At 68.3% G+C, this 21237-nt stretch carries 19 protein-coding genes; 9 read left to right on the top strand and 10 right to left on the bottom strand.

The features are described 5' to 3' along the window. Positions 1 to 45 precede the first annotated feature (45 nt). Both QH290_RS09170 and QH290_RS09165 read left to right on the top strand, forming a co-directional pair. A complete protein-coding gene (locus QH290_RS09170) occupies positions 46 to 1566 on the top strand; it encodes a cytochrome P450 family protein (RefSeq protein WP_280382557.1) in 1521 nt (506 codons plus the stop codon). Further along, entirely contained in the window at positions 1563 to 3713 is a 2151-nt protein-coding gene (locus QH290_RS09165) for a 1-acyl-sn-glycerol-3-phosphate acyltransferase (protein ID WP_280382556.1), read from the top strand. The genes QH290_RS09170 and QH290_RS09165 overlap by 4 nt, the downstream gene beginning before the upstream one ends. Positions 3714 to 3891: 178 nt before the next feature. On the opposite strand, the gene QH290_RS09160 is transcribed toward QH290_RS09165, so the two are convergent. The 5 genes from QH290_RS09160 to QH290_RS09140 all read right to left on the bottom strand — a co-directional run bounded on the left by QH290_RS09160 (position 3892) and on the right by QH290_RS09140 (position 7099). After that, on the bottom strand, positions 3892 to 5253 hold the full coding sequence (locus QH290_RS09160) for an NAD(P)/FAD-dependent oxidoreductase (RefSeq protein WP_280382555.1): 1362 nt from the start codon (positions 5251 to 5253) through the stop codon (positions 3892 to 3894). 53 nt (positions 5254 to 5306) lie between these two features. Next, positions 5307 to 5702, bottom strand: coding sequence for a RidA family protein (locus QH290_RS09155; RefSeq protein ID WP_280263278.1), 396 nt, complete (start codon positions 5700 to 5702; stop codon positions 5307 to 5309). Positions 5703 to 5776: 74 nt separating this feature from the next. Beyond that, a complete protein-coding gene (locus QH290_RS09150; protein WP_280382554.1) occupies positions 5777 to 6349 on the bottom strand; it encodes a GNAT family N-acetyltransferase in 573 nt (190 codons plus the stop codon). A 22-nt stretch (positions 6350 to 6371) separates the two neighbouring features. Next, positions 6372 to 6560 (bottom strand): helix-turn-helix domain-containing protein, encoded by a 189-nt coding sequence (locus QH290_RS09145; protein ID WP_280382553.1) that lies wholly within the window; start codon positions 6558 to 6560, stop codon positions 6372 to 6374. A gap of 50 nt (positions 6561 to 6610) precedes the next feature. After that, positions 6611 to 7099 carry a hypothetical protein gene (locus QH290_RS09140; protein WP_280382552.1) on the bottom strand — a complete coding sequence of 163 codons (489 nt, stop codon included), beginning with the start codon at positions 7097 to 7099 and terminating at the stop codon, positions 6611 to 6613. A gap of 3 nt (positions 7100 to 7102) precedes the next feature. Between QH290_RS09140 and QH290_RS09135 the strand changes: the two genes are divergently transcribed. Next, on the top strand, positions 7103 to 7471 hold the full coding sequence (locus QH290_RS09135; protein ID WP_280382551.1) for a DoxX family protein: 369 nt from the start codon (positions 7103 to 7105) through the stop codon (positions 7469 to 7471). Here QH290_RS09135 and QH290_RS09130 read toward each other — a convergent pair. Next, positions 7457 to 8044 (bottom strand): TetR/AcrR family transcriptional regulator, encoded by a 588-nt coding sequence (locus QH290_RS09130; protein WP_280263274.1) that lies wholly within the window; start codon positions 8042 to 8044, stop codon positions 7457 to 7459. The genes QH290_RS09135 and QH290_RS09130 overlap by 15 nt on opposite strands. A 164-nt stretch (positions 8045 to 8208) precedes the next feature. On the opposite strand from QH290_RS09130, the gene QH290_RS09125 reads away from it, so the two are divergent. From QH290_RS09125 to QH290_RS09105, 5 genes are all read left to right on the top strand, one after another. Further along, positions 8209 to 9156 carry a cupin domain-containing protein gene (locus tag QH290_RS09125; protein ID WP_280382550.1) on the top strand — a complete coding sequence of 316 codons (948 nt, stop codon included), beginning with the start codon at positions 8209 to 8211 and terminating at the stop codon, positions 9154 to 9156. Positions 9157 to 9859: 703 nt separating this feature from the next. Continuing rightward, positions 9860 to 10474 (top strand): hypothetical protein, encoded by a 615-nt coding sequence (locus tag QH290_RS09120; protein ID WP_280382549.1) that lies wholly within the window; start codon positions 9860 to 9862, stop codon positions 10472 to 10474. A gap of 110 nt (positions 10475 to 10584) precedes the next feature. Continuing rightward, positions 10585 to 11601 (top strand): M14 family metallopeptidase, encoded by a 1017-nt coding sequence (locus QH290_RS09115; protein WP_280382548.1) that lies wholly within the window; start codon positions 10585 to 10587, stop codon positions 11599 to 11601. A 141-nt stretch (positions 11602 to 11742) separates the two neighbouring features. Next, positions 11743 to 13416, top strand: a complete 1674-nt coding sequence (locus QH290_RS09110; RefSeq protein ID WP_280382547.1) for a cutinase family protein — start codon at positions 11743 to 11745, stop codon at positions 13414 to 13416. 70 nt (positions 13417 to 13486) lie between these two features. Further along, positions 13487 to 13909 carry a hypothetical protein gene (locus tag QH290_RS09105; protein ID WP_280263264.1) on the top strand — a complete coding sequence of 141 codons (423 nt, stop codon included), beginning with the start codon at positions 13487 to 13489 and terminating at the stop codon, positions 13907 to 13909. A gap of 72 nt (positions 13910 to 13981) precedes the next feature. Here QH290_RS09105 and QH290_RS09100 read toward each other — a convergent pair whose 3' ends face one another. The 4 genes from QH290_RS09100 to QH290_RS09085 form a co-directional block, all read right to left on the bottom strand. Beyond that, entirely contained in the window at positions 13982 to 15451 is a 1470-nt protein-coding gene (locus QH290_RS09100; RefSeq protein WP_280263262.1) for an alpha-amylase, read from the bottom strand. After that, the gene (locus QH290_RS09095) at positions 15421 to 17142 is read right to left on the bottom strand and encodes a glycosyltransferase (RefSeq protein WP_280382546.1); all 1722 of its coding nucleotides are present in this window, start codon (positions 17140 to 17142) and stop codon (positions 15421 to 15423) included. The genes QH290_RS09100 and QH290_RS09095 overlap by 31 nt, the downstream gene beginning before the upstream one ends. Positions 17143 to 17293: 151 nt before the next feature. Then, positions 17294 to 17569, bottom strand: coding sequence for a hypothetical protein (locus QH290_RS09090; RefSeq protein WP_280263258.1), 276 nt, complete (start codon positions 17567 to 17569; stop codon positions 17294 to 17296). A 12-nt stretch (positions 17570 to 17581) separates the two neighbouring features. Then, positions 17582 to 18223: a MauE/DoxX family redox-associated membrane protein gene (locus QH290_RS09085; protein WP_280382545.1), complete on the bottom strand. Its 642-nt coding sequence runs from the start codon at positions 18221 to 18223 to the stop codon at positions 17582 to 17584. 1240 nt (positions 18224 to 19463) lie between these two features. Between QH290_RS09085 and QH290_RS09080 the strand changes: the two genes are divergently transcribed. Continuing rightward, on the top strand, positions 19464 to 20876 hold the full coding sequence (locus QH290_RS09080; protein ID WP_280382544.1) for an FAD-binding oxidoreductase: 1413 nt from the start codon (positions 19464 to 19466) through the stop codon (positions 20874 to 20876). Positions 20877 to 21237: the final 361 nt, after the last annotated feature.

Raw genomic sequence — 21237 nt, 5'->3', positions numbered from 1 at the left:
CGGTTCCGAGAAGCAACGCCCATCCGCTCCGCGAAGGACACTGCGATGCCGAATCCGCTGGGGGACTTGGACTCCCGCCGCCTGCACGTTGTCGATCCGGACGCCGCCGAGGTGCCGGGGTCGCCGCCGCCCGCGTCGCCACCGGAGACCGCGGCGTTCCATGCCCTGACCGCCGGGCCTCGCCTGCCGCTGGGGCCGCTGGCCGCGCTGGCGCCCGGTACCTCGCGGCTCGCCCGCGCATTCCTCGAGCGGGTCGAAGCCGCCCATGCCGGGCTGCCGGTGCGCATCCCCACCCCCGCAGGGCCGATCGTGATGCCGTGCACGATCGACAGCGCCGACGAGCTGGCCCGCGCGGTGCTGGGCGCCGAGCCCGGCTCGCTGCGGGTGGCCGTGTCGGCCGACGGCCGGCGCCAGGTCCGCCATTCCTGCCCGCCGCAGCCCTGGGACTGGACGCCCGCGCGCGACCACGTGCGGGCGCTGGCGGCGGCCGAGGCCGAGCGGCTACTGCGGCAGCGGCGGTTCGACGACCGGCTGCCCTGGCCCGTGGTGTCGGCCGGGTGGGATCGGCTGTGCCGCCGCATCGTTCTCGGCGACCGGGCGGGTGGCGATGCGTTGCTGCACAGGGACATCCGGGCCCGCTACCAGGCGCCGATCACGGCGCTGGGGCAGGCCGAGTGGACGCTGAACCAGCGGATCGAACCGTACCTGGAGACACCCGAGGAGGGCGCGGTGGCCGCCGTCGCCGGTTCCGGCCTCGACACCGCCGCGACGGTCCGGGTGGCGGCGCACATGCTGCTGACGCTGACCAGATCGCTGGACCGGGGCGCCCGGGCGCTGGCCCTGTGGGCGGCGGCGGGCGGCTCCCCGGCCGCGGCCGTCGCCGAATCGGGGCGGCTGTGGCCGGAGTGGACGCATATGGTGTACGTCGCGGGCGCGCCCTTCCGGTGGCGCGGCTTCGAATTCGGTTGCGGCGATTCGATTCTCGTTCCGATCGCGTGGCTGATGAGAGACGGCCGGGCATTCGCCGAGCCGGACCGGTACGCCCCGGACCGCGAGGACCGGTGCCGCGCGACCACCTTCCCGGCGGCGCGCGTGTGCGGCGGAACGCCGGATTGCCCTGCCGAGGAACTGGTTTCGGAAACGCTGACCGCATTCCTCGCGGCGATCACGGCGTCGAGCAAACCCGCCCTCGTCGCGCCCCGGCTGTCCGCGGATCGCCTTCCGGACCGGCTGGATGCCGATCGGATCCGCATGGAGTTCATCGCCCGCGGCTCGTTGCCGCGCGACAGCGCGGTGCTGATGTTCGACACCGGATCGGTGGCGGATCTGGTGATGCGGGGGAATCGCCCGCAGCGCTACGGTGAGCTGGCCGCCGCCTCCGCGGCCCGGTTGCGAGACCACGCACTGCGATTGCGCGAATGCGCGGACGGGGTCGATCTCGTCGACGATCGATTCCACGACGTCCGGTCGGCGTTGTTCGTCCAGGCCGAGCGTTGCGCCAGCGCGGCCGCGGAGGTCGAGGCGGCGGCCCGGGGGTTCGGGGGCGCCTCGCGGGGAATGTCATGACGCCACGGCAGGATTGCGCCATTACCGGTGGGGTGCAAGCGGATTCGGTGCGGTTTCCGTCGCGTGCGGAGCCGGTCGAGGGTGTGGCGGGGGAGCTGTCGGTCCTGCTGGTCGGCAGCGGTCCGGTGGCCGAGGCCGTGGCCGAGCGGCTGGCGTCGTCGTCGGATCTGTGCCGGTTGGTGCGTGTGCGGCACACCGACACCGGCGGGCCGGGTGCGGCCACGCGGCGGGATCGGCGGTGGGGTACCGGCCACGATCGGCTCGAGGCCGTCCCCGGGGAGACATCGCACCCGTCCTGGTCACGCCTGCTCTGCGAGTTCGACGTCGGTGCCGTCGTCATGGTGCCGCCCGCGATAGGCTCCGAAAGGCGCAGTGTCGGTGCGGTTTTGGCGGCGATGCGGTTGATGTCCGCCTGCCGGGACTCCCGCTCGGTGCGCAAGATCGTCGTGGTCTCCGATGCCGGTGTCTATCCCTGCGGACCGCTGTCGCCGTCGTTTCTCGACGAAAACCACCCGGTGGCAAGGAAATCCGGCAACAGCGCCGACGTGGCCGAGATCGAGGCGCTGGCACAGCGAGCCGGACGATCGCGGTCCGACCTCGAGATCGCCGTCCTCCGATTGGCGCCCGTGGTGGGCCCGGGCGCCGACGGCGCGCTGGCTCGCCTGCTGGCGGCCGCCGTCCCCCTGAAGCCCGCCGGATACGATGCGCGCCTGCAGGTGTTGCATATCGATGATGCGGCCGAGGCCGTCGTGCGTGCGTCCACCACGTCGGCGGACGGGATCTTCAATATCGCCGGGCCGGGCATCGTGACGATGAAACAGGTTGCGCTGCGCCAAGGTCGGCTGCCGTTGGCCGTCCCGCACGGTCTGCTGCCCCGTGCCGCCGAATTGGTGGGTGTGGACGATGTGCGGGCCGAGGAGGTCGCGCTGCTGCGCTTCGGGCGCTGCCTGGACCTCTCGCGGGCGCGCCGGGTGCTGGGCTTCACCCCGTCCTACGGGACCCCGGCGGCGGTGGACGACCATATTCGCGCCAATCCGCCCGCCTCCGAGCCCGTCGCGGCGGTCCTGCTCGACCTCCTCGGCGGAGGCATTGCCCCCCGCCGCGCCGTCGACACGGTGGCGGTGCGCCTGGGGCTGCCGAGCGCGACCGAGGCGCTGGAGCAGACCGCCCGGATGGCGGACACCGCCGCCGAACTGGCCGGGTTGCCCGGCGCGGACGCGGTGGTGGCGCAGGCCGGTCGCACGGTGGATGCCGCGGCGAGACTCGTCGGACTGTCCGGCGCCGACGGGGTGGTGGCGCGGGTCGGCCGGATGGCGGGAACGCTCGCCGGACAGCTTCGCAGAGACCACGACATCGACGAATACGGGCTGGATCGCGAATTCCTGCGCTCGTGCGAAAAGCCCTTTCTCGCACCGTTGTTCAGGGACTATCTCCGTCTGGAGACGGTCGGCATGGACCGGGTCCCGGGCGCGGGCCGCGCCATGATCGTGGCGAACCACTCGGGGACGTTCCCGCTGGACATGGTCGGTCTCGGCTACGCGCTCGCATTCCTCCATCCCGCCCGCAGGCCCGCGCGTGTCCTCGGCGGCGACCTGGTCGCCGCCGTTCCCTACATCGGCGACCTGCTGCACCGGTTGGGCTGTGTCCCGGCCTGTCACGACGACGCCTCCCGGCTGCTGGAGGCCGACGAGGTCGTGGTGGTGTGCCCGGAGGGGTACAAGGGCCTGGGCAAGCTGTACGCGCAGCGCTATCGGCTGCAGCGGTTCGGCCGTGGCGGATTCGTCAAGGCGGCGCTGCGCTCCGGTGCCCCGCTGATTCCGGCCGCTGTCTTCGGCGCCGAGGAGCTGTACCCGATGCTGTCGCAGGCCCGGCCGCTCGCGAAACTCCTCGGCCTGCCCTATTTTCCGATCACCCCCACCTTCCCCTGGCTCGGCCCGCTGGGCCTGATCCCGCGGCGCTCCCGCCTCACCATCGAATTCGGCGAACCCATCCCGACCGCCCACCTGGGCCCCGACGCCGCCGACGACGCGGAAACCGTCCTGGAGATGTCGGACCGAATCCGGGACTGGATTCAGGGCAGGCTGGACGAGCGCTCGGCTGTCGGCGAGAGCGGCACCGGTCCGGAGAAGTCCCGCCGGACAACGTGATTGCGGTCGGCGCAGGAGCCGAGGGCATGGTCGGGATGCAGACCGGAGTACTGGCGGCGGGTGCGCAGCAGCAGATAGCCACCCGGATACTCCTTGACCGCCGCGACCTCGAGGAATTCGACGCCGATATCGGAGTCGGGCCGCCCGCGCGGCGCGTGGTGCCACCGGCCGTGGCCCTTCAGTCCGTGGCGCAGAGTGCTTTCAGGGCCGTGGGGACCTCCTCGGCGGGCAGGTAGCAGTCGGTCTGTTCGAAGCCGCCGATGGTGTGCGTGTCGTGGTCGCCGTAGCCGATGCGCAGGAAGTCGTCGCCGGTGACCCCGTGGACGGCCCAGTCGAAGGCGACGCGGGCGCGCGCGACGAGCGTCCGCAGCGCCATCAGGTGGTAGCCGCGGGTCACGAATTGCGCCGGGACACCGCGCAACGGGATCTTCAGCGGACGCGCCACGGCATCCTTGCCGCCCAGATCCACGACCATGCCCAGATCGGTGTGCCGATACGGTGTCCGCCGCCCGCCACGCAGCTCCGCCACCAGGTTCTTGCCGAGATGGCGGCCCTGCCGCATCGCGTGCTGGGCGGTGGGCGCGCACACGGCGCCGTCGTCGGCGGTCAGGTCGGGCACCGCGGTCGCGTCGCCGCAGGACCACACGCCGGTGAGCCCGGGCACGGTGAGATCGGCGTCGGCGACGATGCGCCCCTTCTCGGTGGCGGCGCCCAGGTGGCCCGCCAGCGGGCTGGGTGCGACCCCGGCGGTCCACAGCACCGTGCGCGACGGAATGAACCGGCCGTCGGTGAGCGTGACCCCGTGCGCGGTGACCTCCTTCGCCGAAGCGCCGCAGATCAATTCGATGCCGCGCTCGGCGAGATTCTGTTTGGCCCGCTCGCCCAGTCGTTCGCCGAGCTCGGGCATGATCCGGTCGCCCCGGGTGACCAGATGCCAGCGCACCATGCGGGATTCGGCCTCGGGGAAGAAGCGGCGCGCGGCCGCCCGGGTGACCTTGTTGAGCACCGCGGTGGTCTCGGTGCCCGCGTATCCCGCGCCGATGGTGACGAAATTCAGCCGCTCCTGATCCAGGTCCTCCTCGCCGCGCATGGCCGCCACGTCCAGCTGCTGCAGGACGTGGTCGCGCAGGTACATGGCCTCGGCGAGGGTCTTCATGCCGAACCCGTGGTCGTGCAGGCCCGGCACGTCGGCCACGCGGGTGATGCTGCCCGGGGCCAGCACCAGATGGTCGTAGTCCAGGGCGCATTCGGTGCCCGCCGACCGGCGCACCACGACCTGCCGGGTCTTCGGATCCACGCCGACGGCCATGCCGGGCACCACCTCGGTGCGGCGCAGCACCCGCCGCAGCGACACCGATATCGACCGCGGATTGAGCACCCCCGAGGCGACCTGCGGCAGCAGGGGCAGGTAGAGCAGCCCGGCATCGGGCGTGACCAGCTGGACGAACGCCTCCTCCGGACGCAGGTGCCGCTCCAGGTAGCGAGCGCACTCGACCCCGGCGAAACCACCGCCGATGACCACGACCTTCGCGGGTTCCATGAGCCCACCTTAGCCAGCATCGGGTGCCGAGCGGGCTGCACTCGCTTGCGAACTCAGCGCGCCAGGGCGGTGACTTCCACTTCGATCTGCCAGTCGGGCTGGGCGAGGGAGGACACCTCGAGCAAGGTGTCCGCGGGGTAGGGCTCGGTGAGGAACTCCCCGCGCAGCTGGATGACCTTGTCGAGGTTGGCGGCCATATCGGTGACGAAGATGCCGACCTTCACCACGTCCCCGAGGTCGGCCCCGGCCTCGGCCAGGACCCGCCGGATGTTGGCGAACGCCTGCCGCCCCTGCGTCAGGAACTCGTCGGAGACGGTCCGTCCCTGTTCGTCGATGCCCGCCTGACCCGAGACGTGGATGAGGCCGTTCGCCTTGATCGCCTGCGAAATCTTGTACGGCGCATACCAATCGGGTGTGGTGGCGATCTTCTCGATGCGCTGTCCGGTCATCACTGACTCCCTTTCTCACGGATGGTTCTTGTACATGCAATTAATGTGTGTGCATGTATATTCCTGTGATCCGCTCAGGACAGGTCGCGGCGCATGACGACCCGCGGAAATCCGCCCGACACCGCGTCGGTGTGGCTCGCCAGGACGAATCCCGCCGCCTCGAACAGCGCGCGAGTCCCGACATACGCCATCGTCAGGTCCACCTTCTCGCCCTTGTTGTCGACCGGATAGCCCTCGACGGCCGGTGCCCCGTGCCGCCGGGCGAAGCCGACCGCACCGTCGAGCAGCGCGTGGGCGATGCCGCGCCCGCGGTGACCCGCCCGAACCCGGAAGCACCACACCGACCAGACCGGCAAGTCATCGACGTGCGGAATCTTGTGCGACCGCGCGAACGGCAGATCCGCCCGCGGTGCGACCGCCGCCCATCCGACGACCTCGTCGCCGTCGTAGGCCAGCACCCCCGGTGCGACGTCGCATTCGGTCAGTGCCCTGACGTACTCCCCGCGCTGCGACCCGATCAGCGATTTGTTGGTCTTCGCATCGAGCCGGTGACTCAGGCACCAGCACACCGAGGACTGCGGATTCTTGGGCCCGAGGATCACCGCGACATCGGCGAACGAGGCAGCGGGCCGCACCGAGAAGCTCACGGCTCGACCGTACGCACCTCGCCTACTTCAGGAGGGAGGTGGGTGAACGGCCGAGCATGGTGCGTGCGGTTCTGGCCAGGTGCGCTTGATCGGCGAATCCGGCGTCGGCGGCCGCGGCGGCCACCGAACCGCCGGGCAGCGCCATGACGGCGTGTCGCAAACGGTGCCACCGGCGCAGGCTTGCCAGCGGGACGCCGATCTCGGCGCGCACGAGGCGGCGCAGCTGCGGGGCGGACAGGCGGACCCTGCCCGCGAGCTCGGTCAGCGTTCCCTCCTCGGTGAGCCGGTCGAGTGCCAGGGCGACGCGCGGGTCCGGGTCGGTGTCGCGGCGGTGCGTGCGCGTGAGTTCGTCGCAGACGGCGGCGAGGTCGGGGCGGCGCGGAGGTCGTCACCGATGGCCAGTGCGGCGAGGAGTCGTCGTTTGTGAGGCAGTGACAGAGCTATCGGAGTGCGGGACGGCGGCAGCTGGTGCGCGTCGAGAAACAGTGCGACGTAACCGTTTTCGACACGGCTGCGGTGTGGCCACCGCGGTGGGATCAACGCGGCGGGCGGGTCGGATCCGCCCGCAGTGCCGTAGATCTCGGCGGGGTTGTCGTGCAGGGGCAGGACGATCTTCCATGCCGGGTGGCAGTGCCTGCTGACCGTCGCGGTGCCGGTGTCGGCGAACAGGGCGGCTGATCTGTTGCCCGCGAAGACGATCCGGCGATCGTTTCGTTCAAGCGCCCATCGGGCCGCGGGCGGAATGCTCACGCTATGCACACTATCGCCGCCGTCGTCCTCGGCCTGTTCCTCATCGCGGCCGGTATCTCCCATTTCGTGTTCCCCGCGTATTTCCGCTCGCTGGTCCCGGATCGCCTACCGCGACCCGACCTGCTGGTGGCCGGGTCGGGGATCCTCGAGATGGTACTCGGGGGCACGGTCGCGCTACCGGCCACACGCGCCGCCGCCGGATGGCCGGTCACCGCATTGCTGTCTGTCTACCTGCTGGTCTGGGTACTGCGGCTACGCGCCGCGCCCCGGCGGACCGCGGACCGAACGAGCCTGTCGGCGACGGTCGCGGGAGTCGTCGTCAACGCCGGGTACGTCGCCTGGGCCGCGTATGTCGCCTTAGCGGTCCGATGATCCCGCCCGGTCATTCTCGGGGCCCAGCCCGGCGAGAACGATGTCGACGAATCGGTGCCAGTCGCCCAGGTTCGCGCGTGCGACGGTGGCGAGGGCGCCGACGACCATGTACAGGTCATCGAAGGTGACATCGGATCGCAGGGATCCGTCGGCCTTGCCCTGATCGACGAGCCCGGTCCCCAGGTCCCGGAGATCGTTCTTGATTCGGCCGCGGGGTGCGGTGTCGCCGAGGGCCGACTCGATCAAGTTCGACAGCGTGCGCCCCTCCTCGTGCACCCGGCCGACCTGCAGCAGCAGGTATCGCACGGCCTCGCGGCCGGTGGCGGCCTCGGCGCATTTGGTGCGCGCGAACTCGAGAATCTCGAGGAAGCGGCGTTCGGCGACCGCCTCGATGAGCGCCTGGCGGGTGGGGAAGTGGCGGTAGACCGTGCCGACGCCCACGCCCGCCGCGCGGGCAACCTCGGCCATCTGGACCTCGTCCCCGCGGTCGGCGAACAGCCCGACGGCGGCATCCAGCACGCGGGCGCGGTTGCGCCCGGCATCGGCGCGAAGGCGGCGCGGCGGAGTCGTCATGGGGTCCTTGCTGATCGGAATCGGATTCCGATGGTGCACGGTACCTCGAGCCCGATGCGTGATCACGGCCACTTCCGGCGGGCTCGGATCCCGTTGACAGCCCAGGCAAGACGGTGCCACACTTTCGGAACCGGAATCCGAATCCGGATATGAAAGGGTGCGCAATGTCCAAAGATCGCTTCTTCCTGCTGGATGCGGGTGCTTCCCGCCCTACCCGAGTCCCGCTGCCGCCGTGGACGAGCGTCAAGGCGGGCGTCGACGACACGCAGGGCCGGTTCACGCTGATGGAGAACCGCGGCGACGGCAACATCCCGCCCCACGTGCACGACACGTTCGACGAGTTCGTCTACGTCATCGACGGTGTGCTCGGCCTGGACTACGGCGGCGTGACCCACGAGGCCACGGCCGGAACGTGTTTCCTGGTACCGCGGGGCATCACCCACGCGATGCGCAATCTCGGCGGCGAGGGTTCGACGGTCCACGCGCTACAGCTGTCGGCTCCCGGCGGCTGGGAGCGCTACCTCGAGGATGTCGCCGAAGCGCGACAGAGCGGCGACTGGACCGGAGATCGCAACTGGGACAAGGCGAACGAGCTCGGCAAGCCGCACGGCATGCGGTACCACCTCGGCGTCGGCGACCCGGGCGAATGGGGCGACCGGGACCGCTTCTACCTGCTCGGTAAGGGCCAGGCGCGGCCCGGCCGGATTCCCGTGCCGCCCGCGTTCAGCGTGAAGGCGCGCACCGGCGATACCGACGGCTTGTTCTCGGCGCTGGAAGTCACTCTCGCCCAGCCGGTTCCGCGCCACACCCACCACGTCGCCGACGAATGCATCTACGTTCTCGACGGCGTGCTCGAGGTGGAGTTCGACGACCGGATCCACACCGCCGCACCGGGCCGGTTCGTCCTGCTGCCGCACGGTGTTCCGCATGCGCTGCGCCCCGGCTCGACTCCGCCACCCCGTGTCCTCCAGATCTCCTCGCCCGGCGGTTGGGAATGCGTCGTGGAGGCCATCATCGAGCACCGCGCCGAGGTCAGCGCGGGCGGCCGATTCGACCCCGCCGCCCTCAACCGTTACACCCGCCGCTACCACGTCGTCTACGAGGAGAATTGATATCCGGAGCGAAACCGACGAGTTTCATCGCGAGGTAAAGGCTATTGGTTCGCAAATCCGGCAGGTAGCCGCTGCGCCGTGTCAGCCGAGAAGGCCGAAGGTGAGAACCTGGAGGAGGTTCTCCACTACCGCCAGCAGGCCGTGTACCACGCCGAAGACACCACTCAACATTGGTTGCTCCTGTTGTGATCCGCAGAGGGGTTCTTATCGCTCGAGCGAGCGCGAAATACTAGCTGGCGACCGTAGCAATCCAAGGGGTGCAACACAAATCATAAGGTCACGGCCCAATTTCGTTGCTGTCTCAGAGCTTCTACTGTGACACGTTCGCTGGCACGGTCGAATTATGTTGCCGCAAACCCAATCCGGTGACACGCGTTGCTTCGAATACTCAAATGACGCTCGTTTTGTTCTGGATGTGTCACGCTCTGCGTCGACGTCGGACGGACCGCGGCCGCCGACTCACTGATGAAGGCGCCTGCCTCGCTTCGCTTCTCGGAAACGTCGCGACGCAGCCCTGAGTGAATTGGTCAATCGACTGCACAACAAACCACCGAAAGGAATTCATCATGGGTCTCGTCTCCACTCTCGTCAACGGCGTCGTCGGCCTGCTCGTCGACGTACTGAACGTTGTTCCCGACCTGGTCGGCGTGCTGCTCTGATTCGGCGCGACGAAACGTTCACGGCCCACCGATCCGGAGGAAAAGTGCAAATCTCACGATCACTTCTCGCCGTCGGCGTCGGCATCGCCGCGCTGTCGGCCGCTATTGCGATGGCAGGTACAGCGAGCGCCGAAGGCGTGCGCGCAGGTGCAGTCGGCCTGACTTCCGTGCAGCAGAATTCGGCATCGTCCTCGAAGGGCGAGTCGAAGCAGCAAGGGCAGTATCTGGCTCAGGTCGTCGACGGCGCCGAAGACACCGGCCTCCTCGAGTCGCTTCTCGGTGGATCCGGTGACAGCGGCAGCGGCGGCGCGACCACCCGCTTCCAGCGTCCGGACGACGACGGGGACGTCTATTACCGCGACACCCAGAACAGCCGAGACGTCTGCGGCGTCAACGGTTCCCGGGACGCCTCGCGGTCCCGAGATGCCTGTGGTATCGGCGGCGGGCAGTCGCGATCCGGGAACCAGAGCTATGTCGATGACAGTAACCAGCAGTACAAGGACGTTCACTGCTACGCGCAGGACGCCGCACGCTCCACCTACATTTGTAGGTCTCAGTCGGACGCGAAACAGATTCAGGACGAGGACGATCCGGTGGAGGAGGAACCCGGGGCCTCCTACTCCAAGGATATCCAGAACTCCAGGAACAGCTCCGGGTAAACCGGCCCGGGATGTCGCGGCGGGTACAGCGGTCCTTGTCCGGAAGCTGTACCCGCCGCCGTTGTCATTCTGCGCAACTCCTTGTCCGGGACGGCTGGAAAGTGGATTCGATGCCCAAATTCGTTGGCCGCTTCACCCGCTGCGTGGTCACCGTATCGACCTGTGCGGCTTTGAGTTCGACCGCGGGAGTCGGCGCGGCCGCTGCCGATTCGTACGATGACGCCTATCACCCCTACGCCGAGACCGTCGCCCGGCTGGCGACCGTCGTCGCCCGGAATCCTGGCCTGATGCATCTCGGATCGATCGGCCGCAGCGTGCAGGGGCGCGACATTCCCGCACTCACGATCGGGGAACTCGGTGGTGGCGCGCCGCGGCTGCTGATCACCTGCGGCCAGCACGCCAGGGAATGGATCTCGGTGGCGGTGTGCATGGGGCTGGCGAACCGGTACGCCGACGGATATTCGACCGACCCCGCTATCAAGCGCTTGATCGATACCCACCCGATCGACATTGTGCCGCTGGTGAATCCGGACGGCTACGAGTACACGTTCACCCCGGACGACCCGACCGATCCCGATCACCGGATGTGGCGCAAGAATCGCAGTGGCCCGAATCGTTCGGGCCCGTGCCGGGGGGTCGACCTGAATCGCAACTTCGATTACAACTGGAGCGAGGCCGGAGCCAGCGACGACCCCTGCGACGAGAACTACGCCGGTCCGTCGGCATTCTCGGAACCGGAAACCCGTGCCCTCCGCGGTTTCATCGGGCCCCGGAATATCGGTGCGGCCATCGACTTTCACTCCTTCCATCAGGTTGTCGCCTATCCGGAGGGCCGAAGCTCCGTTCCCGCACCTGATCGGGAGCAACTCGCGGCGGTCGCCGACCTGGTGGCGGATGCGATGAGCAGATCGCACGGCACGCGCTTCCGGAGCGGATCGGCGCCCGAGGTCCTGTATCCGGTGGGCGGCGGTCTTCCGGATTGGTTGTACGGCACCAAGGGAATTCCTGCTCTCACCGTCGAATTGCGCGACACCGGGAGGTACGGCTTCGAACTCCCGCCGGACCAGATTCGACCGTCCATCGATGAAGCCCTGGACGGAACCAACGCCCTGCTCGCCGAGCTATAGCGTCCCTCGCCCGCACGCACCAGCGGGCCGATGACAGAGGCGACCGGAACTCAGCATCGCATGAAGGCGGGGACATTGCGTCGAATCCTGTTTCATGGAGCAGCCGTTCGGCTGATCGGAATTCTCATCGCGGGAGGCGGGGTGGCCATCTCGGGCGTGTGTGCCGCACCGGTGCACGCCGAACCCGGAGCCGCCGCGCATCCCGGCCGCTGCCCGGCCCTGTACGCCCTCGGCGTGCAGGGCACGGGACAGTCGTCGCCGGACGCGTCTCCCACCACCGACAGCGGCATGCTCGCCAACGTCTTCGCCCCGATGCTCGCCGCCGAGCCGAATCGGATCGAACGGGCCTACGTTCCCTACGACGCGGGCTTCGGCGGCGCCGTTCCGGGCGGGAACGTCTCCTACATGCAGTCGGTCCTCGGCGGTCTCGAGCGGCTGCGGACGATGGCCGAGTCCGTTGCCGATCGCTGCCCCGGCACCCGATTGGCGATGACGGGGTATTCGCAAGGCGCCCATATCGTTTCGCTTTTCGCCCGTGACATCGGCAGTGGGCGGTCGTCGATACCCGCCGACCGGGTCGCGGCCGTCGCTCTGCTGGGCGATCCCACCCGCATCCCCGGTGCGCCGCTGTTCCCCGGCGCTCCGGGGCAGCACACGCCGGACCCGCCACCGGGGACGATCGCCGACGGCCTCGCCGACCTGATCGGAGCTCCGGCGACCGTTTCGGGCGGCGGTATCGGGCCGGTCCGCGACCTCGCCGACGATTTCGGTTCCCTCACCGGTCGTGTCGCGTCGCTGTGCGTCCCCGGCGATCTCGCCTGTGACGCCCCGACCACGGCACCGATCCTGCACATGCTGGTCAACATCGCCGGGCAGTCCCAGCTACCGGCCGACGACCCGCTGGCCGCGCTCTCCTCGATCGCGGAGGCCGTGACCAGAACGGTCAACGAAACCGCCGCCGGAGTCGTGCAGCACGACCTGCACGGATACACCCCGGGCACGCTGATGCTGTCGGGAAAGTCGTTGAGCCAACGGCTCGCCGAGGAGTCCGATCCGCGCGCACTCCTCGAGGACCGCGACGGGCAACCGTCGCTGCTCAAGATCGCCACCATCGCCGTCAACACCCTGACCGGCATCCTGGGCGCGGTCCTCACCCCCGAGGACCTGTGCGAGATCGCCGCCACCGCGGCCGACAACCCCCTCGGTGGCCTGGCGCTGGTGGCCCGCAAGGTATTCGCCACCGCCCCGACCCGCTCGCCCGCGCCGAAGACCCGGGAGATCATCACGCAGGTCTTCGATGCGATCGGTCGTCTGGTCAGTGATAATGCCGAATTGGTGTCCGTCGACAACTGGGCGAAGTATCGCGACACCGTCATCCAGCACGGCGCCTACGCCGTCGCGGTCATGTCCGCCGCCGGGCACACCCCGGCGCGGTTCGTCGCCGACTGGTTCGCCGCTCTGGCCCGCGTCCGACCGGCACCCGCGCCGCCGCAGCCGCACGACGCGATGCCCCGGCCGCACCCACCGGTCGACGACCGGACCGAGGCCGCCCTCCCTCCGCCGGTCGCGATACCCGCGCCGTCGATCGAGCCGCCGGACGAAACCTCCGGCCCGGCACCGCAACCGGTGGTGCCGCGCGACCCGTCGGTGGTCCTCGAGGAGCGGGCTCGAACCGGCCGCGGTCTCACCTGGTTGCTCATCCTGTCGGAGGGTGCGGGCCTGCTCTACGGCGGCCGCCGGACGCTTCTGCTGGACAGTGCGACCACCGAATATCTCCGAGCGGCGGTTCAGGCGATGCTGATCAGATTGCTGTAGGCCGCGCTACATGTTTCCCGTGATCCAGGGCCCGTTTCAGACCGAATCCGATCACTACTGGAGGACAGGTATGCATTTCGAGAAATCCATGATCACCGCCATGCTGGGGCTGGCCGCGGTGTCGGCCACGCTCTGTACGGCGGCTCCCGCCCAGGCGGATTCCGCTTCGGCCCCGGGCCGTTCGGTGTCCGGACTCGCCGACGCTCGGTCCTCCGACCCGATCACCGAAGTGTTCGGTGACATCGACGCGGAGAAGATCGCGGGCACGGCCCGGTTGATCGCTCAGGTAGCCGACCAGGTCGCCAATGCGTTCGGCGGCAACAGGGGCCTGGAAGACTACAGCCGACAGCCACAACAGGGACTGCGGCCGGACCGGGCCGGTTACTCCGACGACAGCGGATACACCAACGGGGACAACAGCATCGGCAACGGCAAGGATTATCCGCGGGGGCAATACCAGGACGAGGGGCGAGGCGGTCGGCAGAGTCGGTAGCCGACACGGTTGCGCGGCGGGTACAAGCCCTTGCGGTTTGTACCCGCCGCATTCGTATGGAACGTACCGATATCAGACGGTCGCGCCCGTGTGCAGGGCGATCCCGGAGTGAGGAGCGATGTCGGCGTGCAACTCGCCCGCACTGTCGATTTCGTAGGTGGGGCCGGTGCAGGAACCGGAGCGCAGCAAGCCGTGCATGACATCGCAGTAGCGGCCCGGGGGCAGTGATGTGCGATAAACGCCGCCGGGTGCGCGGGTGGCCTCGCCGTTGAGGATTACGTGGCCCGAGCTGCCGCGCCCGAAGGAAATGAGGTTCGCGCCGTTGTCGGACCAGCGGACCACCGGCGAGTCGCCCACCTGCCCCCGGAAGCCGATCATGCCCGCGATACCCGGCCGCGAGTGTTCGCACCGCCACTGCCCGACGCCGCAGACCGCGTCGAGTGCGTGTCCGCGAGGATCGGACGGCGGCGGCTGGTCATAAGCGGCAAATGCGTAGCCGCTCAATACCTTCGGCCTGCCGTACGGCCAGGCCAGCATGAAGGCGTTGGCCAGGACGTAGCTGTCACCGTCGGCGGCGGTGAGCGTGGCGCCGGTGCGCTCGGTGTCGTGATTGGCCGCGAACACCACGGACCGGCCCGAGGGGAGCGCCGATCCGAAGTCCCCCAGCTGCGCCAGCTTTCCGTGCCGGAAGATCGAACTCAGGCTCGCGGCGTAGTGCAGATCCATGACGTCGCCGGTGTTCAGGTATTCGTCCGGCTGTACGGCTCCCGGCCCACCGGGGACCTCCTGGTAGACGTATGCGGGTCTGTCGAGTCGTCGCTGGATCGCCGAAAGATCCTCGGGGGGCACGTATTTCGCCGAATCGATACGGAACCCGTCGACGCCCAGTGAGAGCAGGTCGTCGAGATAGTTTGCGATCTTGTCGCGAACCGCGTCGTCCTCGGTCGCCAGATCCGCCATTCCGAAGAACTGGCAGTTGTGGACCTGAAAGCGGTTCCCATAGTCCAGGTTCGCATCGTCGGGCGGGCCGCAGTGATGGAAGTCGTCGATGTCGTAGGGGACCGTCGGATACGAGAAGTGGCAGTATCGCGTGCCCGCGCTGCCGGTCCCGCAGCCTTCCTTGCCGGACATGTTGTTGACGACCGCGTCGGCATAGACCTGCACCCCGGCGTCGTGACAGCTGCGCACCATGCTCGCATACTCGTCCCGGGTGCCCCAGCGGCTGTCCAGCGAGTAGGACACCGCGGAGTAGCTCTGCCACCAAGGAAAACCCAGCTCCGGCACCACCGGATGTTCCTGCGGGGGAGACGTCTGCACCGCCCCGTACCCGAGCGGGCCCAGCGTCTCCTGGCATTCTCGCGCGATCGATCGCCAGTTCCATCCGAACATCTGCGCGATCACGTCGCGCTCCTGCGGCCGATCGGCGCGAACGGGGGCGGCGAGCGCCACGGTGGCGGCAACCAGCGAGGCCAGAATCAGCACACCGGCCGGACGCGACCCCAGATGTGCCATCACCGCGCCGTGCTGCTCGGACGACCGCACGCATGAGCCCGAAAGGCTTCCAGCAGAGGGATTTTGGCCGCCGTCGGCTGGCCCGCCGCGTGCATGATGAAGTCGCCGCGCCGGTGCTCGTTCCAGAAGCTGTTCATCGAACGCTTCTCCAGCACCTTGACCCGCAGCTGCGGTAGCAGCGCGATCGCCCGGGCCATCGCCGCCTGTTCGTAGAACAGGTCGGAAACGTCTTGAATCCACGCTCGGCGCAGGAAGTGCCGGGCGGCCTCGGTATTGCGGATGAGCATGCTGCCGGAGTTGAGACCGAGTTCGTCGTGGGTGACGACCAGGTCGTACTCGTCGTCGCAGAAGTCCCGCAGATCGAAATCGAAATTCGTGATCGCGGCGTCGGCGTCGGTCCAGAACACCCAGTCGTGGTCGGCCAGGTGCTGCTGCACCGCGGGGATCTTCGACCAGTGCGGCGCCCGGTCGGTGGTGAATACATCGGTATAGCCGTAGAAGGCGAATCCGTGCCGCTCGCAATAGGCACGCTTGTCTTCCGCATGCTGCCGTGCCCACGCGTCGATATTGGGATCCCACAGCGTCACCACGCCGAGCGACGCCCGCTGATCGGGCTGGAAACTCCACAGTGGTGGACGGCCGTCGCGCACGGTCGTCGTCAGGGCCGGGGCCGCCGGGGGCGCGGCGGCCGCAGTCGGGCGGAGCGGTCGAGCCGGTGCCGAGGACCGTGCGTGGTGCACCGCCCGCCGCGTGCGGGTGTGTTCGGCGATGACGGCGAGCACGTCGGCGCCGCAGTCCCGGATATCTCGATGCTCGCGGACCCATGTCGACGCCTTCCGGCCGAGTTCGGCCGCCTCGCCCCGGTGGTCGGCCACCCACCGCAGTGCCGTCGCGATGTCACGGGATCCGGGGACCCCGGTGACGCCGTGGCACTCACCGTCCTCGGGATCCAGGAACGGGCGCCAGGTCACCGGCTCGATCGGCAGGACCAATTCGCCTGCCTCGCGGCAGATATCGGATTGTCCTTCGGAATCCAGGGCGATGACGGGCAGACCCGACGCCATCGCCTCGAGCAGCATCGTGCCCGAATTCTCGTTGTCCGGTGCCAGCAACACGTCGGCCTCGGCATACCACCGGGCGGCGCGTCGGTAGGGGCCCTTCAGTGTGTCGACGTGAATTCGTGGATCGGCCGCCAGATGACAGCTCGGCCAGCCCTGCCATGCCTTGATGATGAGCCGGGCGTCCGGGTCGTCGCGAAACGCTGCCTGCCATGCGGCGATGCCCTGGTCGGTATTGGTATGCGGTTCCGTGGGCCGCAACATCAGGGTGGTGAGCCCCTTGTTGCCGAACCGTTCCTGGTAGCGGTAGGTCTCGGGGTCGACGCCGTCGGGCACGACATAGATCGGTGCGGTGACTCCGCTGGTACGGAAGACGTTCGCCGCGAACCGCGTCGGCGTGATCACGGCCCGGGTCCGATCGAGGTGCGCGGCCCACCGCGAGGGGATGCGTGAACTCTCGCAGGTGGTGTATGCGAACAGATCCGTCCCCGGCAGGCAGCGGAACTCCGGCCGGCCGAGCGCTCCGGAATACAACACCGGACCGTCCACGGTGGCCGACGATTCCGCGACCAGGCGACGGAGCTCGCTGGAACGGCCGTCCAGATCCGGCGTCAGTGGCGCCACACTGAGCCGGGCCCCGGCATGATGCATACCGCGTGCCAAGTATTCGTTGGTCCGGCCGTCATTTCCTGTGAAGTCACCGACGAAAGTAATGCGCGCCCCGCCGGGCGGCCGGTGCCGCGACACCGGCCGCCGTGGGGTTTCCTGCGCTTGTCTGTCGGCACGACTGGATTCGAGGACGTCAGGCAAGGTTTCAGTGGTGCCCATGGATGCTGCCGCCGACACTGTTGCCGTCGTCGTAGATGCGACCGTACGCAACGTCGCCGTCGCCGTAGATACGGCCGTATGCGACATCGTTCCCGTAGCCGTACCCGTACGTCCCGTATCCCTGTCGTTTTCGGCTTCCCATCCGGTAACCCTGCTGGCGCTGCAATGTCTCGGCGCTGGCGAGTTCCGGGAAAACCACGGTGGCGGCCGCCGCCGCAGCGGCCACGCCGGTGTAGCGGAAGAGATTGCGACGCGAAACCATTGAATTCTCCTTTCATCGAGTGCTTGCGACGTCGGCGAGAAGCCGCTGCCGCTGTGCACGGCGTGTCATCGAGATCGCTGCACCTGCCGCCCCCATCGCGACTGTCAGCGTGAGTGCCTGCGTCCACGGGTCCACGGCGCTCAGTGCCAGGGTGAAGCTGCCGTGTGCCACGACTGTCCCGAGCGCGACGATCAAGAAGATGTTGCGCAGCAACGCATATGGGGAAAGTAGCGGCTGCAGCCGGCACAAACTTCCACCGGACAGAACGAGCCCGCGCCGTAGCGCTACACCGGCCGCCACGGTGGTCGACGCCAATACGATAGCCGCCGCCATCGCCGAAGCGGCGCCGAACACACCGAGCAGCAACGAGATTCCCGCCAGCATTTCGGCGACCGGCAGCAGTCGCGCGACCGGTCGAACCAGCGGCGCGGGCAGCAATTGGTGCGCGGCGAACCATACCTGCCGCCAGGCGGAGGTCGAGGTCAGCATTCCCACGCCCCGGGCGATCAGGAATCCGCCCACGACGAATCGGGTCGCCAGCTCGAAGGCGACCCACAAGGACCCCGACAGCGAAACCGGTATGACCATACGACTCCCTTGGGCGCTGTATCGACGGATGAACTGCCGTCTTCCTCGGTTGTCGAGCAATTGCATTCCGGGCCAGCGGTTTTCGAAACCAGGCCCGGCCGGAGTGGTGCTCGAGGGTACGACTGCCCGCGTCCGAATATCCTGGGATGCGACGCAGGTGAGCGCGGACATCGTCATCTGGTTGCTTCGGGCGTGCGTACACGCGAAAACCATGGAGGCGCAGCACCTCCCACTGCCACGAGAGCGCAAAAACACTAACACAGGGCCTCGGGCGGACCGAATGGTGAAAATCGCCCACACCACACCCGCGCACGTCTCTCGACAGTCACGGCCAGCAGCGCATCGATATCTCCGCGGGCGAACCCGTTCCCCTCGAGACACGAATCCGCCTCGCAACCAGACGACATCAGCAACACGCCATACGTCCGTGCCCGGAACATCGGGCGCACGCGGGTCGTGGTCCGCTGACGGTCAATTCCGAGACCGTTGCCGTATTGCTGCGTGCGTAGTGAGGACCATATAAGGCGCGATACGGGAATCGGCGCGATGCGCTGGTTGCGAGAGGGCGGGAAGGTCGATGGCGGGGAGCGGAAAGCCAGCGCCGGTGAGCGGCTCGCCGTACCGCAGGGTCGAGAACTGTACACCGGTAGCGTCCGGGTTGAGGTCGGCGAGAATGTACTGCCGGGGCGCAGTACCCGATGAACTTCCGAGGCCAGCACCGACAGGCGATGGTCGTCGGGGTCGGTGCAGTAGACCAGACAGCAGACCGTTGCGTCGATCCCGGAAACGACAGGACTGCAACGTCTTTCGAGATGGCGGGCACAGTGCGGTAGGTCAGCGAGGTGACTATGCCGACATAGGCACCCGCGCCGCGCAGAGCCCAGAACAGATCGGGGCGAGACGTCGCGGCCGGGGGTCGAATCGAGTATTGGAGATCTGTTTCGCCGGTCCGTAATCGTTGTCGCCCGGAACGAGCACCCGGCCCGCGACACGGGTGCGGAGCTGGTTCCTATTCGTGCCCGCCGCACCCGTATCCGACGCGGGATGGGCGTCGGCAGTTCGTCCGAGCGCGATCGTGGTTGCCAGTCCGGCTGCGCCGATCATCCGGCAATCGAAGGGCAACGGCGGCACGTGAATTCACTGTGCCTGGTCATACGGCCAGGATGTGGTGGGTTTATGTTGCCCGATGTCGTTCAGCTATCTTCTTCGCGAGTGGCGGTAGTAGACCTGTTCATCCAGGCGTGTCGCCGCATCGAATCTGCACTGTCCGTGTGTCATTCCGATAGGGAGCGTGATGGTTTTGTCGATGTCGCGGCGTTCGTTGCTCCACGGCGCGGGCGGTTTGGTGGTGGCTGGGAGCGCGGGGGTGATCTCGTCCGGGATTGCCGCGGCGACTGTCGACCCGAAGGCATGGGACGGGCTGCGACGGCGGTTGCAGGGGGCGCTCGTACTGTCGGGCGAGCCGGACTACGGGTCGGCGAAGAAGCTCTTCGATTCGCGTTTCGACGGAAATGCTCCGGTCGGCGTGGTCCGAGTAGCCGTGCCGGAGGATGTGCGGGTGGCCGTCACCTTCGCGCGCGACCACGGACTTCCGATCGCGGCCCGTTCCGGCGGGCACTCGTTCGTCGGCGCCTCCGCGACCACCGGCGCGCTCGTCGTCGATGTCCGTGCGCTCGACGGCGTCACCGTCGACGCCGACCGGGTGACCGTCGGCGCGGGGATCACGACCTTCGCGGCGCAGAGCGAGCTGTCACGGTCGGGCCTGGCGCTACCGACCGGCACCTGCCACAGCCTCGGACTGGTCGGCCTCACCCTCGGCGGCGGCCTCGGCGTCGACGCACGCCGCTACGGAATGACCTGCGACCGACTGGTCGCGGCGGATCTCGTGCTGCCGAACGGAGACCCGATGCGGGCATCGGCAACCGAGGCGCCGGAGGTGTTCTGGATGCTGCGGGGCGCGGGCGGTGCCACGGGGATTGTCACCTCACTGACCTACCGGGCCATACCTGCGACATCGAAAGATGTTGTACGGCTTACCTTCCCGGGGGACAGGGCGGCGCGCGTGCTCACCGGCTGGGCGCAGTGGATGCCCGCCGCCGACCGTGCCGTCTACGCCAGGGTCGATATCGTCGCGGCGGACGGCATACGGTGCGAGGTGCTGATCGTCTGCCCGGCCGGCGCCGGAGCCAGGACCGCCGCGGAACTGATCGCCGCGGCGGCGACCACCCCCACGGCCCAGGATGAGCGCACCCTGTCGCACTTGGACGCGATGCAGGATATCGGCCGGGACAAACCCACTCCGGGTATGACCAGGGTCGCCGGGGCCGACGTCGTCGAGCACCTGTCGCCCGCCGTTGCCGACGTCATCGTCGACGCGATCACGGACCGATCCCGCGTCGGTGCGTCCGGCCTCGTGTCGATCGAGCCGATCGACGGGGCCATCCGGGATACGGCACCGGGGGCCACCGCATTTCCTTGGCGCTCCCACGCCGCGGCCGTGGAGTGGATCGTCAGGACCCCCGATCCGCCTGCCGAAGCTCATCGCTGGATCGGTTCCGCGAACCGTGCCCTGGGCCCCCATTCCGCGGGCGGCTACCTCAACCACGTCCAACCCGGCGACACCGTGGATCGTTGCTTCGCGCACAATCGCGCGCAGGTGCAGATCATGCGCCGGGCACTGGACCCGGAGCGTCGACTGCGGTGGGGTATCGACGTCTGACCGAGCGATGTGCCCATCGCCCCGCCGAACACCATGTTCAGGAGTACGCCGCTGGCAGAGAACCCCACGCGTAGGGCGGGTTGCGTACTGCAACGGGCCTGCAAACGCGTCACGGCCACGCTCCGGCACGTTCCCTGCCGCCCGTGACGTGACATCGAAACATGTTTCACCGCAACCGATTACGTTGACAACCAGGACGGATTCACCGACCCCGGCGGCGCCGCAACCCGCCTTTACGAGTGAATGTACTCGTATGGGATTCTAAACTTGCTGGGGCATAACAGGATTCGGCTGTCTTCTCGACAGAGTGAACCAAATAGTTTGTAATGTCGGATATTTCGCAATGTTGCCGCGAATTATG

This window comes from Nocardia wallacei, from assembly GCF_029869545.1.
GTDB classification, from domain to species: Bacteria; Actinomycetota; Actinomycetes; order Mycobacteriales; family Mycobacteriaceae; genus Nocardia; species Nocardia wallacei_A.
Note: the sequence above shows the minus strand (reverse complement) of the source record. Positions and strands in the feature narration are given on the sequence as shown.

What these genes read in the sequence shown, in the direction of transcription:
- QH290_RS09170 (WP_280382557.1), top strand. Translation starts at nt 46, where the DNA reads ATGCCGAATCCGCTGGGGGACTTGGACTCCCGCCGCCTGCACGTTGTC.
- QH290_RS09165 (WP_280382556.1), top strand. Translation starts at nt 1,563, where the DNA reads ATGACGCCACGGCAGGATTGCGCCATTACCGGTGGGGTGCAAGCGGAT.
- QH290_RS09160 (WP_280382555.1), bottom strand. Translation starts at nt 5,253, where the DNA reads ATGGAACCCGCGAAGGTCGTGGTCATCGGCGGTGGTTTCGCCGGGGTC.
- QH290_RS09155 (WP_280263278.1), bottom strand. Translation starts at nt 5,702, where the DNA reads ATGACCGGACAGCGCATCGAGAAGATCGCCACCACACCCGATTGGTAT.
- QH290_RS09135 (WP_280382551.1), top strand. Translation starts at nt 7,103, where the DNA reads ATGCACACTATCGCCGCCGTCGTCCTCGGCCTGTTCCTCATCGCGGCC.
- QH290_RS09130 (WP_280263274.1), bottom strand. Translation starts at nt 8,044, where the DNA reads ATGACGACTCCGCCGCGCCGCCTTCGCGCCGATGCCGGGCGCAACCGC.
- QH290_RS09125 (WP_280382550.1), top strand. Translation starts at nt 8,209, where the DNA reads ATGTCCAAAGATCGCTTCTTCCTGCTGGATGCGGGTGCTTCCCGCCCT.
- QH290_RS09115 (WP_280382548.1), top strand. Translation starts at nt 10,585, where the DNA reads ATGCCCAAATTCGTTGGCCGCTTCACCCGCTGCGTGGTCACCGTATCG.
- QH290_RS09105 (WP_280263264.1), top strand. Translation starts at nt 13,487, where the DNA reads ATGCATTTCGAGAAATCCATGATCACCGCCATGCTGGGGCTGGCCGCG.
- QH290_RS09090 (WP_280263258.1), bottom strand. Translation starts at nt 17,569, where the DNA reads ATGGTTTCGCGTCGCAATCTCTTCCGCTACACCGGCGTGGCCGCTGCG.
- QH290_RS09085 (WP_280382545.1), bottom strand. Translation starts at nt 18,223, where the DNA reads ATGCAATTGCTCGACAACCGAGGAAGACGGCAGTTCATCCGTCGATAC.
- QH290_RS09080 (WP_280382544.1), top strand. Translation starts at nt 19,464, where the DNA reads ATGTCGCGGCGTTCGTTGCTCCACGGCGCGGGCGGTTTGGTGGTGGCT.